Annotated in this window: 11 protein-coding genes; 1 reads left to right on the top strand and 10 read right to left on the bottom strand. The window is 67.1% G+C overall.

Features of this window, described 5'->3' with window-relative positions; all coding sequences use genetic code 11:
- The 3 genes from ACQP1G_RS02315 to ACQP1G_RS02305 all read right to left on the bottom strand — a co-directional run bounded on the left by ACQP1G_RS02315 (position 1) and on the right by ACQP1G_RS02305 (position 4,034).
- Entirely contained in the window at positions 1-504 is a 504-nt protein-coding gene (locus ACQP1G_RS02315; protein WP_433197881.1) for a DinB family protein, read from the bottom strand.
- A gap of 148 nt (positions 505-652) precedes the next feature.
- Entirely contained in the window at positions 653-3,472 is a 2,820-nt protein-coding gene (gene topA, locus ACQP1G_RS02310) for a type I DNA topoisomerase (protein WP_433208027.1), read from the bottom strand.
- A gap of 355 nt (positions 3,473-3,827) precedes the next feature.
- Complete coding sequence (locus tag ACQP1G_RS02305; RefSeq protein WP_011206895.1) at positions 3,828-4,034, bottom strand: cold-shock protein; 207 nt, start codon at positions 4,032-4,034, stop codon at positions 3,828-3,830.
- Positions 4,035-4,533: 499 nt separating this feature from the next.
- Here ACQP1G_RS02305 and ACQP1G_RS02300 point away from each other — a divergent pair, with 499 nt between their 5' ends.
- A complete protein-coding gene (locus ACQP1G_RS02300; protein ID WP_433197879.1) occupies positions 4,534-6,861 on the top strand; it encodes a DEAD/DEAH box helicase in 2,328 nt (775 codons plus the stop codon).
- A gap of 322 nt (positions 6,862-7,183) precedes the next feature.
- Here ACQP1G_RS02300 and ACQP1G_RS02295 read toward each other — a convergent pair whose 3' ends face one another.
- The 7 genes from ACQP1G_RS02295 to ssd form a co-directional block, all read right to left on the bottom strand.
- The gene (locus ACQP1G_RS02295; RefSeq protein WP_433197877.1) at positions 7,184-7,792 is read right to left on the bottom strand and encodes an Rv3654c family TadE-like protein; all 609 of its coding nucleotides are present in this window, start codon (positions 7,790-7,792) and stop codon (positions 7,184-7,186) included.
- Positions 7,793-7,971: 179 nt separating this feature from the next.
- On the bottom strand, positions 7,972-8,250 hold the full coding sequence (locus tag ACQP1G_RS02290) for a TadE family type IV pilus minor pilin (RefSeq protein ID WP_433197875.1): 279 nt from the start codon (positions 8,248-8,250) through the stop codon (positions 7,972-7,974).
- A gap of 62 nt (positions 8,251-8,312) precedes the next feature.
- Positions 8,313-8,525 (bottom strand): DUF4244 domain-containing protein, encoded by a 213-nt coding sequence (locus ACQP1G_RS02285; RefSeq protein ID WP_433208024.1) that lies wholly within the window; start codon positions 8,523-8,525, stop codon positions 8,313-8,315.
- 917 nt (positions 8,526-9,442) lie between these two features.
- On the bottom strand, positions 9,443-10,060 hold the full coding sequence (locus ACQP1G_RS02280) for a type II secretion system F family protein (RefSeq protein ID WP_433197873.1): 618 nt from the start codon (positions 10,058-10,060) through the stop codon (positions 9,443-9,445).
- Between the two features lie 51 nt (positions 10,061-10,111).
- Complete coding sequence (locus tag ACQP1G_RS02275) at positions 10,112-10,903, bottom strand: type II secretion system F family protein (RefSeq protein ID WP_433197871.1); 792 nt, start codon at positions 10,901-10,903, stop codon at positions 10,112-10,114.
- Between the two features lie 187 nt (positions 10,904-11,090).
- On the bottom strand, positions 11,091-12,278 hold the full coding sequence (locus ACQP1G_RS02270; RefSeq protein ID WP_433197869.1) for a TadA family conjugal transfer-associated ATPase: 1,188 nt from the start codon (positions 12,276-12,278) through the stop codon (positions 11,091-11,093).
- Between the two features lie 779 nt (positions 12,279-13,057).
- Positions 13,058-14,167, bottom strand: a complete 1,110-nt coding sequence (ssd, locus tag ACQP1G_RS02265; protein WP_433197867.1) for a septum site-determining protein Ssd — start codon at positions 14,165-14,167, stop codon at positions 13,058-13,060.
- Positions 14,168-14,324 lie beyond the last annotated feature (157 nt).

Here is a 14,324-nt window from a genome sequence, read left to right as displayed (position 1 = left end):
TCAGACGCGCTGATAAGTGGTGTTCGCCCCGTCGAGTTCTTCCCGGATGATGTCGGCGTGGCCGCTGTGGTGCGCGATCTCGCGCAGGACGTGCAGCACCGTGAACCGCACCGACCACCAGACCCGCTCGGGCGTCCACGGCGTAGTCGGTGTCGGGATGGACGTGCTCAGATCGGGCTCGGTCCGAATCAGCTTGGCCGTCGCCTCCGCCGCCTCGTCCCACGCCGCCAGCAGTCCGGCAACCGTTTCGTCGGGACCCATCACATACTCGCCGTCGAATTCCGACACATCCAGCTCCGCCGTCTCATCCCGCTCGATGACGACCTTCGTCCAGTGCCGCTCGCAGTTGACGATGTGGTGCAGCAACCCGCCCAGGGTCAGCTCGCTTGCGGTGGTGCGCTGCCGCGCTTGCTCATCAGTAATGCCCCGCAACGTGATTCGGAACAGATCGCGCTGACTGGCGAGCGCGAGGATGAGATCTTCGCGTTCCTGGTCGATGGTCATGGGCGGTCCCCTTCACGGTCCAGCGTCGATACGGCGCGAGGCTACGCCATAGCTCGGTCTCGTTCGACGACTGTCTGCCCTACAGACTCGACAACGACAGCCTGCGGTGGATCGCGCCGGTCAGCTCGAACCGACCGGCGCGACACCGTCACGACTTCTTCGCGGCTGTCTTCTTGGCGGCGGTCTTCTTCACCGCCGTGGCCTTGGTCGCGGTCTTCTTCGCGGCCGTCGCCTTCTTGGCGGGCGTCTTCTTCGCCGCGGTCTTCTTGGCCGCCTTCTTCACCGGACCACGCGCTCGCCGATCGGCGAGCAGTTCCGAGGCTCGCGCGTCGGTGATCGACTCGACCTCGTCGCCCTTGCGCAGGCTGGCATTGGTCTCACCGTCGGTGACGTACGGACCGAAACGTCCGTCCTTGATCACCATCGGCTTGCCGGTGGCCGCGTCGTTCCCGAGCTCGCGCAGCGCCGCGGCGCTGGCCGCCTGCCGCCCGCGCCGCTTGGGCTCGGCGTAGATCTTCAAAGCCTCATCGAGTGTCACGGTGAATATCTGATCCTCGTTGAGCAGCGAACGTGAATCCGTGCCCTTCTTCAGATATGGGCCGTAGCGCCCGTTCTGCGCGGTGATCTCCTCACCGGAGACCGGATCGGCGCCGACAACGCGCGGCAGCGACAACAGCTTCAGCGCATCGTCGAGCGTAATCGTGGCCAGATCCATATCTTTGAACAGCGATCCGGTCCGCGGCTTCGGCGCCGCAGCCTTTTTCGCGGTCTTCTTGGCGGGCGTCGGCCCATCCTCGGCCGCAGGCTCGGGTTCGGGCAGAATCTCGGTGACGTACGGCCCGAAACGTCCTTCCTTGGCAACGATTTCGTGTCCGGTCGCCGGATCCACGCCCAGTGCACGGCCCTCCTGCGGCGTCGAGAAGAGCTTCTCGGCGACCTCGGCGGTCAGCTCGTCCGGCGGCAGATCATCGGGCAGATTCGCCCGCTGCGAGATCGAATCCCCTTCCGGGTCATCGGGATTGGCGACCATCCGCTCCAGGTACGGCCCGAACCGGCCGACCCGGACCACGACGTCGCGACCGGCGTCATCAACGAACAGCTTGATCGAATTGACCTCGCGGGCATCGATATCGTCGAGCCGCTCACCGACCATCTTCTTCAGACCACCGGAGCGCGCGACCGACCCCTCGACACCGTGGTCGCCACCGAAATAGAAGCTGGACAACCAATTTCCGCGCTGCTCGCGCCCACCGGCGATGGCATCGAGGTCGTCCTCCATCGCGGCGGTGAAGTCGAAGTCGACCAGCCGACCGAAATAGGCCTCCAGCAGACCGACCACCGCGAACGCGACCCACGACGGCACCAGCGCACTGCCGCGCTTGTACACATATCCGCGGTCGAGAATCGTTTTGATGATCGAGGAATATGTCGAGGGACGGCCGATGCCGAGGTCTTCGAGCGTTTTGATCAACGAGGCTTCGGTGTACCGCGCGGGCGGATTCGTGCTGTGCCCATCGGGATTCAGCTCCACCGCGGTGACGCGCTCACCCTGCTCGAGTGCGGGCAGCCGGGATTCGGCGTCATCGGACTGACCGCCCGCCTCTTCGTCCACACTCTCGACATAGGCCTTCAGGAAGCCCGGGAAGGTAATGGTCCGACCGGAGGCCGAGAAGACGCATTCCTCACCGGTACCAGCGACACCGGTGATCCGCAGCGTCAACGTGGTGCCCCTGGCATCGGCCATCTGCGAGGCGACGGTGCGCTGCCAGATCAGCTCGTAGAGCCGGAACTCGTCATTGTCCAGCCGTGCGTGCAGCTGTCCCGGTGTCGCAAAGGTATCGCCCGCCGGACGGATCGCCTCGTGCGCCTCCTGCGCGTTCTTCACCTTGCGGGTGTACTGACGCGGCGTCGGATGTACATACTCCGCGCCGTACAGCTGGGTCGCCTGCGATCTGGCCGCGGCGATCGCCGACTCCGACAGCGTGGTCGAGTCGGTACGCATATAGGTGATATAGCCGTTCTCGTACAACCGCTGCGCGACCCGCATGGTGCGCTCGGCGTTGAACCGCAGCTTGCGGCCCGCCTCCTGTTGCAGCGTCGAGGTCATGAACGGCGCGTACGGCTTGCGGGTATACGGCTTGGCCTCCGCGGAGGAGACCACGAGATCGGCGCCCTCCAGCGCCTCGGCGAGCCGCCGAGCGTAGGTCTGATCGAGTACGACGACCCCATTGCCCCTGAGCTGACCGTCCGGACCGAAGTCCCGTCCGGTGGCGACCCTGGTCCCATCGACGGTGACCAGACGCGCGCCGAAGGTCCGTGGGTTGGTGGCGTCGCCGTTCTCCCCGCCCGCATCCAGCTTCGCCGCGATATCCCAGTACTCGGCCGAGCGGAACGCCATCCGCTCCCGCTCACGCTGCACGATCACCCTGGTCGCGACCGACTGCACCCGGCCAGCCGACAACCGCGGCATGACCTTCTTCCACAGCACGGGGCTGACCTCGTAGCCGTACAAACGGTCCAGGATGCGCCGGGTCTCCTGCGCGTCGACCAGATCGGTGTCCAGATCGCGGGTATCGGCCGCGGCGGCCAGGATGGCGGGCTCGGTGATCTCGTGGAACACCATGCGCCGCACCGGCACCTTGGGCTTCAACGTCTCCAACAGGTGCCAGGCGATCGCCTCGCCCTCACGGTCGGGGTCGGTGGCGAGGTAGAGCTCATCGGCGTCCTGCAACAGGCTCTTGAGCTCGGAGACCTTGGCCTTCTTATCCGGGCTCACCACATAGATCGGCTCGAAGTCGTTGTCGACGTCGACGCCGAGGCGCGCCCAGGACTGCCCCTTGTACTTGGCCGGAACGTCCGCCGCACCACGCGGCAGGTCCCGAATGTGACCGACCGAGGCCTCGACCATGTAATTGCGGCCGAGATAGGGCGCGATTTTGCGGGCCTTGGTCGGGGACTCGACGATCACGAGACGACGCAGGGGACGGCCCTGGTCGGCTGCACCGCGGTCTCGTGTTGCCACCGGCGAATACACCTTTCCTAATCGACCCGCGCGGCGCGTTTCGCGCTGTGCGCGGCTGGGGCAAGCGGCGGCGACGAGGAGAACGTTGCCACCAGACACGTTTATACCTTGACGCGACGTGTGGCCGAGCGCTTGCGACTCGAACCACAGAGCGTACCTGCGTCGCTGCTGATCAGTATGCAGTGCCCATCACAATGCGGCCGCACAGCAGGTGCCCGGCATTAATTGTGTCCTACCCCAGATATAGCTCGTCCCTCACCTCCGTTACCGGCGGTGAGGGACGAGCGAATCGTTGCGTCGCTCAGCTGAGCGCGCGAACTCCGGTGGCCTGTGGGCCCTTCGTGCCCTGGCCAACCTCGAACTCGACCTTCTGGTTCTCCTCGAGGGTGCGGAAGCCCGACCCTTGGATCTCGGAGTAGTGGACGAAGACGTCAGCGGAGCCGTCCTCGGGCGCGATGAAGCCGAACCCCTTCTCCGCGTTGAACCACTTCACAGTTCCCTGTGCCATTCTGTTCCTTCTCTTTTCTTACCGGAACGGCGGACAAGTAGGTTCGCCCACCGGGTCCGTTCCGACCGCTGTACTGTTGGTTCCCCCTGCAGGAAAGCACCAAGCACACCGTTCGCAACATCGATCCTGCTGACGGTTTGGACTTTGGATCCGTCCCTCGAACACAGAAGCTTGCGACCAGGAACTAGTGAACCATGTCTTCGAGCAATTCAACAGTCGAGTTACCGACAATTTGCAAAAAAGTTGATCTTGCGAATGCGCAGGTGAGGGACACAATGCCAGAATCCAGACTTGTGGTTCGTTTGCCTCCAGATAACCGAGTCAGCGTATGGCAAACGGCCTGTGACCCAGGTCGCTATTTGGTATCGAAATGGCAGGTCGAGCTTCCCAAGTGCACACGTTTCACACTTTCCACGCGTGTCGCGGAGCCGGAGTCGTGAATCCGACCGAACCGGTAACTCGGATACACCCCAGCAAAGGCCCGAGCTACGGGGGATCGTTGCTGAATCGTGTCCTAAATGGGGTCCCCGACGATGCCCCCCGTCTCACCCATGTCGTAGAGCTGTCCGCCCGTCCCGCGGCCGCCACTACCTGGCCGGATTGGGCCGCGCCCGATGTGGTCGCGGCGCTGCGCGCCACCGGCGTCGAGGCGCCGTGGACGCATCAGACCAAGACCGCCGACCTCGCCGCGAGCGGGCGACACGTCGTCGTCAGCACGGGAACAGCATCCGGGAAATCGCTCGGCTACCAGCTGCCGGTCCTCACCGCGCTGCGGGAAGATCCGCTCGCCACCGCCGTTTATCTCGCGCCGACCAAGGCATTGGGCGCCGACCAGCTGCGGGCAATAGCGGAATTGACCCACGAGAGTCCGCTGCGGGACGTCCATCCGGCCACCTATGACGGCGATACGCAGGCCGAGGTCCGGCAATGGGTGCGCGCGAATGCCAGGATGATCCTCACCAATCCGGACATGCTGCACGTCGGCATGCTGCGCTCGCATCAACGCTGGGCCAGGGTGCTGCGCAGGCTGCGCTATGTAGTGGTGGACGAATGCCACGCCTACCGCGGTGTGTTCGGCTCACATGTGGCGCTGGTACTGCGCAGGCTGCGGCGCATCGCGGCCCATTACGGCGCGGACCCGGTATTCATACTGTGCTCGGCGACCACGGCCGAACCAGCGGCAGCGGCGTCCCGGCTGATCGGCGCGCCCTGTGTCGCGGTCACCGACGACGGATCGCCGCAGGGCGCACGCACCATCGCACTGTGGGAGCCGCCGCTGTTGACCACGCTGACCGGCGAAAACGGTGCGCCGGTACGGCGCTCCGCGACCTCGGAGGCGGCCAGGATCATGGCTGATCTAGTGGTCGAGGGCGCGCGCACGCTGGCATTCGTCAGGTCACGACGGGCCGCGGAATTGACCGCGATCGAGGCGCGCAGGCTGCTCGCCGAGGTGGATCCGGCGCTGAGCGAGCGGGTCGCGGCCTATCGGGCGGGTTATCTCGCCGAGGATCGGCGCGAGCTGGAGGCCGCGCTCTCGGATGGGTCGCTGCTGGCGGCGGCGACCACCAACGCGCTGGAGCTCGGGGTCGATATCGCGGGGCTGGATGCCGTCGTGATCTCGGGTTTTCCCGGCACGGTCGCCTCGTTCTGGCAGCAGGCCGGGCGTGCGGGGCGGCGCACGCAGGGATCGCTGGTGCTGCTGGTGGCCAGGGACGATCCGCTGGACACCTTCCTCGTCCACCACCCGGAGGCGCTGTTGGACAAGCCGGTCGAGGCCACGATCACCGATCCGCGCAATCCCTATGTATTGGGTCCGCAGTTGCTGTGCGCCGCACTGGAACTGCCGCTCACCGATGGTGAGGTCGATGCGCTGGGTGCGCGCGATGTGCTCGCCGATCTCGCAGGTCAAGGGCTGATTCGACGCCGAACGGGCGTTGCGAGGGACGGCAGCGCACGCTGGTTCGCGACGGCGGAGGCGCAGCCGCACGATGCCGTCGACGTGCGCGGTGGCATCGGCACACCCATCGCCATCGTGGACGGTGAGACCGGCAGACTGCTGGGCACCGCCGACGCCGGACGAGCGCGGGTGACGCTGCACGAAGGAGCGGTTCACCTGCATCAAGGCGATATCTATGTGGTCGATGAGCTGGATTTCGAGGGCGGGGTCGCCTTTGTGCACGGCGCCGATCCCGGCTGGACCACCAGCGCCAGGCAGGTCACCTCGATCATGGTGGAAAAGGTGACCGAAGAACACTGCCACGGCGATGTGACCACCGCATTGGCGCAGGTACGGGTCACCAGCCAGGTGATCGGTTATCTGCGCACGCTGCGCACCGGCGAGGTACTTGACCTGGTGGAACTGGACCTGCCCGAGCAGACGCTGTCGACGCGCGCGGTGCTGTACACCGTGACGCCGGAACTATTGGCTGCGGCAGGCCTGGATACGCCGCGGGTGCCCGGTGCGCTGCACGCCGCCGAACATGCCGCGATCGGTCTATTGCCGCTGGTCGCGACGTGTGATCGGTGGGATGTCGGCGGCGTCTCCACCGCCGAGCATCCGGATACGGGGCTGCCTACGGTCTTCGTCTATGACGGGCAGCCAGGTGGCGCTGGCTTCGCCGAACGTGGATTCGCGCAGCTACGGCGCTGGTTGTCGGCGACGCTCGCGGTGATCGAGAGCTGCACATGCGCGGTGGGCTGCCCATCCTGCGTGCAGTCACCCAAGTGCGGCAACGGCAACCATCCACTGGACAAGGCGGGCGCAGCCCACCTACTGACCGCGATTCTGGGCGAATTGGCGGCCGGAACGGGTGACCGATCGGCGTGATCAAGACCCCGGGCTCGATTCGTGACAGCGCCGACCCCCGCACGTGATCACTTGTCCACCTCGCCGGGCGGTCACTGGGGGTGACGGGCACGGATCGGCCTGCCGCGCCGGGCGGCCCCGGCCGTGTCGGGCTGCCGATTAAAAAGGAATGTATTCATGTTAACTGAGGCATTGCCACAGGCATTAGTGCCCGACGTGCGGATTCATAGATTGCGTTCCGCGGTTACTAACTAAATTGATGCGATACCGCAATTATTCGATCATCCCAATTACCGAATTCCGTCGATGTGACGTACCACTGTCGGACATCAGTACGTACCGGTCACTCTCCAACTTCGACCGGTCCTGCGCGTGCAACCGCACGAACAGTCCGCTTTCCGAACAGACCTATTGGTACATTCCCTTCAACAGTGACAGTCGCATCCCACTGCACTACCGCGCACTGCAGAATCCGCACTCCCATCCGCGATGCGATATCACCCGCCGTCGCACATCCGGCTTCGGTCCCACGCTCCAGATCCGCCGCCGCCGACAATGCCGCCAGATCCGCCGCGGCCTGCGCCCGATGCCGCCCCACAATCACCACTCCGACTTGACCGATCAATAGCGTCACGCCGATCAGCGCCGACAGCACCAGGCACGCGAACACCGTCGCGATACCGTCATCGGCCGAGGTGCGCCGCACCGCGCCACAGCAACGCTCACCTCCGGCCGCGATCACGCTGTCCGCTCGGCCGACTCGGGCATCGATGACAGCGCAACGCCGATGCGACGTCCGCACACCGACACGGGTGGCTGAGGCGATGATCAGTCCGGTCGTCAGGCTGAGCCCGCCGCACCGCAACGCGGCGCGCGTACTCGTCTTCGGATGCAAATGTGCTGCCCGATGGTCGATTCGGTCCACCGCAATCCGCCGCCGTTCGGTCCGCACACCGACAATCTGGCGGCCATCGTCGACTCGCCGACATCGGGCTTTGTCCGACGGCACCGCGTCTACCGCTGGATCACTGCACTCCCTTACCGCCACTCCGGTGTGGCGTGGCACCCCTTTGTCCGTTACCTGTGCCAGGTCCGCAGGGAGACCGGCTTCGGCCGCCGGGCCGCGGGCGGTCACGGCTCGGCTGCCGGCTCGCGGGTGGCCACGGCCTCTGCGCGCAGCACCAGCAGTGGCAGCAGGGGCGAGCGGGCAGAGACCGCCGCGACCACCCGATCGCCCTCACTGCGCAGCGAGATGTCGGCGGCGGGAGGAGCAACCCGCCGTGCCGCCGACACCGCATTCGCTTGATCACCGCGGGCAGCCAACCGGGCCGCTTCGCGAGCGGCGTCGACACAGCGCACCTGCGTCGACGCCGCGATGGCAGCGAGCGCGATCGCCGCCTCAACTGTCACCGCACCCCGATCGCCACCGAGATGCGTTGTACCGCAACAGTTTAGTCGACGATCATGGTCTGCTACACAGCGGTGTTCAGCGCCTTGTCGATGATCTTCGTCAGCGCGTTCACAATGCTGTCCCCGGTCACCACCCCATAGAGCACGGCCCCGAACGCCGCCGCGGCAATGGTCCCGATCGCATACTCCGCTGTACTCATCCCATCCTCGGCGACCACCGCCCGCAACAGCCGGGCCCGCACCTCGACGCCGACTGCACCGAGCTCCCGAACCATCCGTTCCCGCATCTTCCCGATTCGCACCGATTTCCCCTCTCTCTCCAGTCCACGCGGCCACTCCGCGTCGACATGCTCTGCCCCGCTGAGCCCTTCCCAGCACGGCATTGCCCGGCACGGCACTGTGCCGCTCGGCGCTACCCGGCACGGCATTCAGTACGGCGCTGCCCCACTCAGCACGGCCTGACCTGGCAGGTCCCGGATCAGCAGTGCCCAGCTGGGCACTGCCCGACACGGCACCATTCGCCCCGGCGCGGCTCCACTCAGTGCTGTCTGACCTGACGATTTCCGGATCAGCACTGCTCAGCTCGGCACCGCCCGATACAGCACGATCCCGTACCGCACTACCCGGCATTGCACGATCTGGCTCGGCGCAGGCCCACTCAGTGCAGCCTGACCAGGCGATTCCCTGGTCAACACTGCTCCGCTCGGCGCTACCCAGCACGGCACCATTCAGCACGGCCCTCCCCGCTCAACGCGACCTGACCAGGCGATTCCCCGATCAGCACTGCCCAGCTCGGCACCGCCTGGCACAGCACGATCCCGTACCGCACTACCCGGCATTGCACTATCTGGCTCGACGCAGGCCCACTCAGTGCGGCCTGACCAGGCGATTCCCTGGTCAACACTGCCCAGCTCGGCACCGCCCGGCACAGCACGATCCCGTACCGCACTACCCGGCATTGCACTATCTGGCTCGACGCAGGCCCACTCAGTGCGGCCTGACCAGGCGATTCCCTGGTCAACACTGCCCAGCTCGGCACCGCCCGGCACAGCACGATCCCGTACTGCGCTACCCGGCATCGCACTATCTGGCTGGCCGCAGGCCTGCTCAGTGCGGCCTGACCTGGCAGGTCCCGGATCAATGCTGCTCAGCTCGGCACTGTCCGGCATGGTTCGTCCCGGTTGTGGGGTTTTCACAGCAGTCCCCCGCCGAGCACTCGGCCTGCGAGGCCGATAATTACGGGGACGATGCCGAGGCAGATGAAGGCGGGGAGGAAGCAGAGGCCGAGTGGGCCGCCGATCAGGACTCCGGCGCGTTCGGCTCGGGCGGCGGCCGCGTCTTCGACTCCGCTGCGGCGCTGCTCGGCGAGTTCACCAACGGCGGCGGCGAGCGAAGCGCCCGATCGTGCTGAGCGCCGTGCCATGCGCGCGAGCGAGTCGACCTCCTCGGCGCCCGGTTGGTCGGCGCCGTCTCGTGCCACTTGGTCCCATGCCATCGCTGCGTCCGCACCCAAGGCCAGAAGATCGGCAGCCCGGCATAGTGCGGCTCCGAGGACCGCGGGCGCGCCGGGCGCCACTGCGCGCGCCGCGGCCGCCATCGGCAATCCCGCGCGCAGGCACGCCGCCAGCAGGTCGAATACCGACGCTACGGCCACGGGATCGCTGTTCGTGCCGCGCGTCGATACTGCGGCAACCGGCTGCGTGCCCGCCGCTCGCAGCGCCCGCAGCCGCCGACTCACCGCGACCCGCCCGGGTAGCACCACCAACGCCCCCGCGAGCAAAAGCACCGGCCCACTGGTAATTCCAACCATCCCCAACCCCTTCGAATGTGTGCACAACCGGGCTCGCCGTTCAGATTCGTTTCATAGGAGGACCTTTCGCGTGATCGCGTCGGTCCACAGCAAGCCGATGCACGCCAACGCAGCACCCAGAGGTAGCAGTACGGATCCGGCGCCTGGGCTCAGCAGTACCTGCAGTGGAGCCGCACCCATCAGTTGGCCGAGACCGATCCCCAGCAGTGGAAGGCATGCCAGGACCGCGGCAGTGGCGCGAGCACCGGCCAGTGCGGCCGTGGTGCGGGTGCGAAAGCGGATGCGGCCCAGTAGATCCGTACGGGCGGCGGAAAGTAGCTCAGCGAGGGCGAGACCGTGGTCTTCGGCAACCTGCCACGCGTCCGCGATCCGGGCGAGTTCCGCATCGACAATGGAATCAGGATGACGCAGACCATCCGCACCGGAGCCGCCGAGCCTGCTGCGAGCCGCACTGACCGCGAAGGCGCGTGCGGCCTCGCCACGCGCCTCCCGTGCGGCGACCTCCGCGGCAGCACTCGGATGAGCGCCGACCCGCAGTTCACCTATGACCGCCTCGAGCGCGTCGAGCAAGTGAGCGCACTCAGCACCGCGCCGCCGGTCCCGGCTTGCCCGCCGAACCCGAATACCGACAGTTCCCCCCACCAACACCGCCGCAACCAGCGGACCGATACCAACGGCAAGCGCCACCACCGTCGCGACACCGAATCCCCATCGAAACATACTGCCGCGCCGCAGCTTTCGACGATCCCCAGACGAGACGAACATCCCGACGAAGCGACGCCGCGACCTCGACACCGGCGCCATCAACACCGCACCCGCCAGACATATCAGCGCCCCGATCATCGGTCGAGCCGTTCGTCGAGTCGGCAAGTGAGTTCGGGGGTGACCGATGCCGCTGACATGCCCGGATCCGGTGCCACGGGGATCGCTTCCAAAGGGCGGACGCGTTCGGTGATCATCGAATGAGCTGCGAGCAGGTTGGAGGCTCGTGCTGCGAGCGTTGCGGGTACGGGGTGCTTCGATACGGCGATCATCGGTCGAGCCGTTCGTCGAGAAGGCGGGTTAGTTCGGGGGTGGCGGGGGCGGGGGCTTGGTCTGCGCGCCAGGCGGCGGTTATGTGGACGCGGCCTTGGGGGTCGCGTTCTACGATGCCGATTTCGCGGAGGCCGCGGGATCCGTCGGCTCGGCGGTGGACGTGCAGCACCACTTGGACGGCTGCGGCGAGTTGGCTGTGCAGGGCCGCCCGATCCATACCGCCCAGTGCCGCAAGAGCTTCCAGGCGGGCGGGGACCTCGCGGGGCGAGTTCGCGTGCACGGTGCCCGCGCCGCCGTCGTGTCCGGTGTTCAGCGCGGTCAGTAGGTCGACTACCTCGGCGCCGCGGACTTCACCGATGACGATTCGGTCGGGGCGCATCCGTAGTGCCTGGCGGACCAGATCGCGGACCGTCACCGCGCCGACGCCCTCCACGTTCGCGGTGCGCGCGACCAGGCGCACGACATGGGGGTGTGGTGGTGCCAGTTCGGCGGCGTCCTCGACGCAGATGATGCGTTCGTCCGCGTCGACTTTGGCCAGGAGTCCGGACAGGAGTGTGGTCTTGCCCGCGCCGGTCCCGCCGACAACCAAGAACGCCAGTCTGGCCCGAATGATCCTCTCCAGCAGTAGTTTCGCGTCGGCGGGTACCGCACCCGCGGCGGCCAGCGCGTCCAGTCCCTGCGTTGCCGGACGCAGCACGCGCAATGACAGGCAGGTGCCGCCGTGCGCTACCGGCGCCAACACCGCATGCAGCCGCACTCCGAACGAATCTCCCAGCGCCGCTTCCCTTCCCGACAGTCTGCCGTCGACCCACGGCTGCGCATCGTCGAGCCGCCGTCCGGCCGACAGCGCCAACCGCTGCGCCAACCGGCGCACCGCGGCCTCATCCGGGAAGACCACCGAGGTCCGCTCCAGCCCCCGGCCCCGATCTATCCACACCGCATCCGGTGCGGTCACCAGCACATCGGCGACCCGCCGATCCTGCAACAGCGGCTCCAATAGCCCCGCCCCGGTCATTTCGGTCTGCAACAGCCGCAACGCCCGCAGCAGATCCGTATCACCGAGCACACCACCGGCCTCGGCCCGAATGGCCGCGGCCACCTGCGCCGGATCCGGATCCCCCGATGTCCCGGCCAGCCGCTCCCGCACCCGATCCAACAACTCCGACGTCACCAACGCACTCAACTCGAACACCTCCCCACCGAAGCCCCAGCGTCCAGTCCGGGGACGTGCCCCAGCACCTGGGACATCGCCCGCGCACTCGCCGATCTCCCGGCACCGAGCACCGCACCACGCACCGCGCCGAACACAGACCGCAGCGCACCCTGCACCTCACGACGCAACATTGCGGATCGTCGGGCATCGACCACCGCCCGAGCAGCACATGCCGCAAGCCGATACCGCTGCCGCCGTTCTGACGTCACCAACACGCTCATCTCGAACGCCTCCCCACGGCAGCGCCAGCACCCACTGCAAGGCCATGCCCCAGCACCCGACAGGTCGCCCTCGCCCTGATTGCCGCAGATCGCCCGACACACAGCACCCCATCACGCACCGTGCCCAACACCGCGGATGGCCCGAGGTAGAGCACCGCCCGAACGGAATACGCCACATTCCGATACCGCTGCGGCAGTTCGGACTCCACCACCAACGCGCTCATATCGAACGGCCTCCCTGCCGAAGCGCCAGCACCCACACCAAGGACGCGCCCCAGCACCCGCGGGCCCGCGCGCGCCCGGAATGCCGCAGATCGCCCGGGACAGAGCACCCAATATTCACCGCTCCCAACACCACAGATCGCCAGATGCCGAGCACTGCTCGAACAGCAGCCGCGGTATTTCGATACCGCTGCGGCAGTTGGCATTTCTTCGACCAACTCGCCTCGATACGGCGCCCCGAAGGCCCCGGCACGGTTGCATCGGCCGTGCGGACTCGAACGTGTGGATCGGATTTCGTGGATGCACTCATTGCAGGGCCTGTCCGGTTGGGGCGCTGAGCACGCGGAGGATGGCGTCCGCGGCGTCGCGAAGGGGGCCACGGCGTAGGGTCAGGCCGCCGCGTTCGAGGCGGGCGGCGAGGCCCGGTTGGGCTCGCACGGCGGCGAGTAGGGGGAGGTCGAGGACTTCGGCGACCTCGACGCCGCGTAGTCCGCCGGGAGCTGGGCCGCGAACAATCAAGCCCTGGTTCGGATTCCGTTGGCCGATATGGGCGGCGACCGATTCGGCGGCGGCCACCGCGCGCAGGCGGGCGGGGACGACCAACACAACGAGGTCGGCCGCATCGAGTATCTGGTCGGCATGTGGGCCGCGTTCGCCGGATAGGTCGCATATCACCAAATCGCCTGCGGCACGGCCTGCTTCGATGACAGCGCGGATCGCGGCGGGACCTATTTCGGCGGGCAAGCGGCCGGCACCGCCGCGGCCGCAGGACAGTACAGCCAGTCCCTGCGCCGCTGCCGGCAGTGCGCTGTGCAGCGCCGCGGCGGAGACCCGACCGTCCTCGATCACCAGATCCGGCCAGCGCAACCCGGCCCCGGTTTCGATGCCGAGCAGCAGGTCGAGGCCGCCACCGAGGGGTGCGCCGTCGACCAGGACAGTGTCGCGCCGGAACCGCTCGGCCGCGGATCGCAGCCCGGTCGCCGCAGCCAATATCGAGGCCCCCGCACCGCCGCTCGCGCCCGCGATCGCGACGACTACACCGTCGCCCATGCGATATTCACCGTGCTCAGCAAACTTCTCGATAAGCCCAACGGCGGCGCCGGGCAGCGCGATCACGCGCTCGGCTCCGACCGCGGCGGCGGCCTGCCATTCGGTCAATCCGGGTTCCCCGTCGGTGACCAGGACGATGCCGATCCGCCGGAGATATCCAGCCCCAGCACAGCTCTGGGCAGCCCTTGTGTCGAGAATCACCAGCGGCGCGGCTGTCCAGGCATGTCGGCCGACGGGCAGCCCACGCTCGTCCAGAGCACGCTCCGCGGCCGCCGCAACCCGGCGCACCTCGTCGCGCAGCCGGGTGTCCTGGATGAGCATGAGCGCGGGCGGCGGCGTGAGTGCTGCGGCGACTTCGAGATTCATGCAGGTCAGCGTGCTCGAAGATGGGACGCAGCAGAAGATGCACTATGCCGAATGTGGATAACTCGGGGGGTGTGGATAAATCTGGAGAGCCGAAACCGGGGAAACCTTCCCCGAAATAGAGGACGGCCCCAGCCGGGGGGGGAGGAGGCTGGGGCCG

This window comes from Nocardia sp. CA-107356 (assembly GCF_050946365.1).
Lineage (GTDB): Bacteria > Actinomycetota > Actinomycetes > Mycobacteriales > Mycobacteriaceae > Nocardia.
The sequence above is the reverse complement of the archived record's forward strand: the minus strand, read 5'-3'. Positions and strand labels throughout refer to the sequence as shown.

What these genes read in the sequence shown, in the direction of transcription:
- ACQP1G_RS02315 (WP_433197881.1), bottom strand. Translation starts at nt 504, where the DNA reads ATGACCATCGACCAGGAACGCGAAGATCTCATCCTCGCGCTCGCCAGT.
- ACQP1G_RS02305 (WP_011206895.1), bottom strand. Translation starts at nt 4,034, where the DNA reads ATGGCACAGGGAACTGTGAAGTGGTTCAACGCGGAGAAGGGGTTCGGC.
- ACQP1G_RS02285 (WP_433208024.1), bottom strand. Translation starts at nt 8,525, where the DNA reads ATGGTTCGGGAGCTCGGTGCAGTCGGCGTCGAGGTGCGGGCCCGGCTG.
- ACQP1G_RS02280 (WP_433197873.1), bottom strand. Translation starts at nt 10,060, where the DNA reads ATGGTTGGAATTACCAGTGGGCCGGTGCTTTTGCTCGCGGGGGCGTTG.
- ACQP1G_RS02275 (WP_433197871.1), bottom strand. Translation starts at nt 10,903, where the DNA reads ATGATCGGGGCGCTGATATGTCTGGCGGGTGCGGTGTTGATGGCGCCG.
- ssd (WP_433197867.1), bottom strand. Translation starts at nt 14,167, where the DNA reads ATGAATCTCGAAGTCGCCGCAGCACTCACGCCGCCGCCCGCGCTCATG.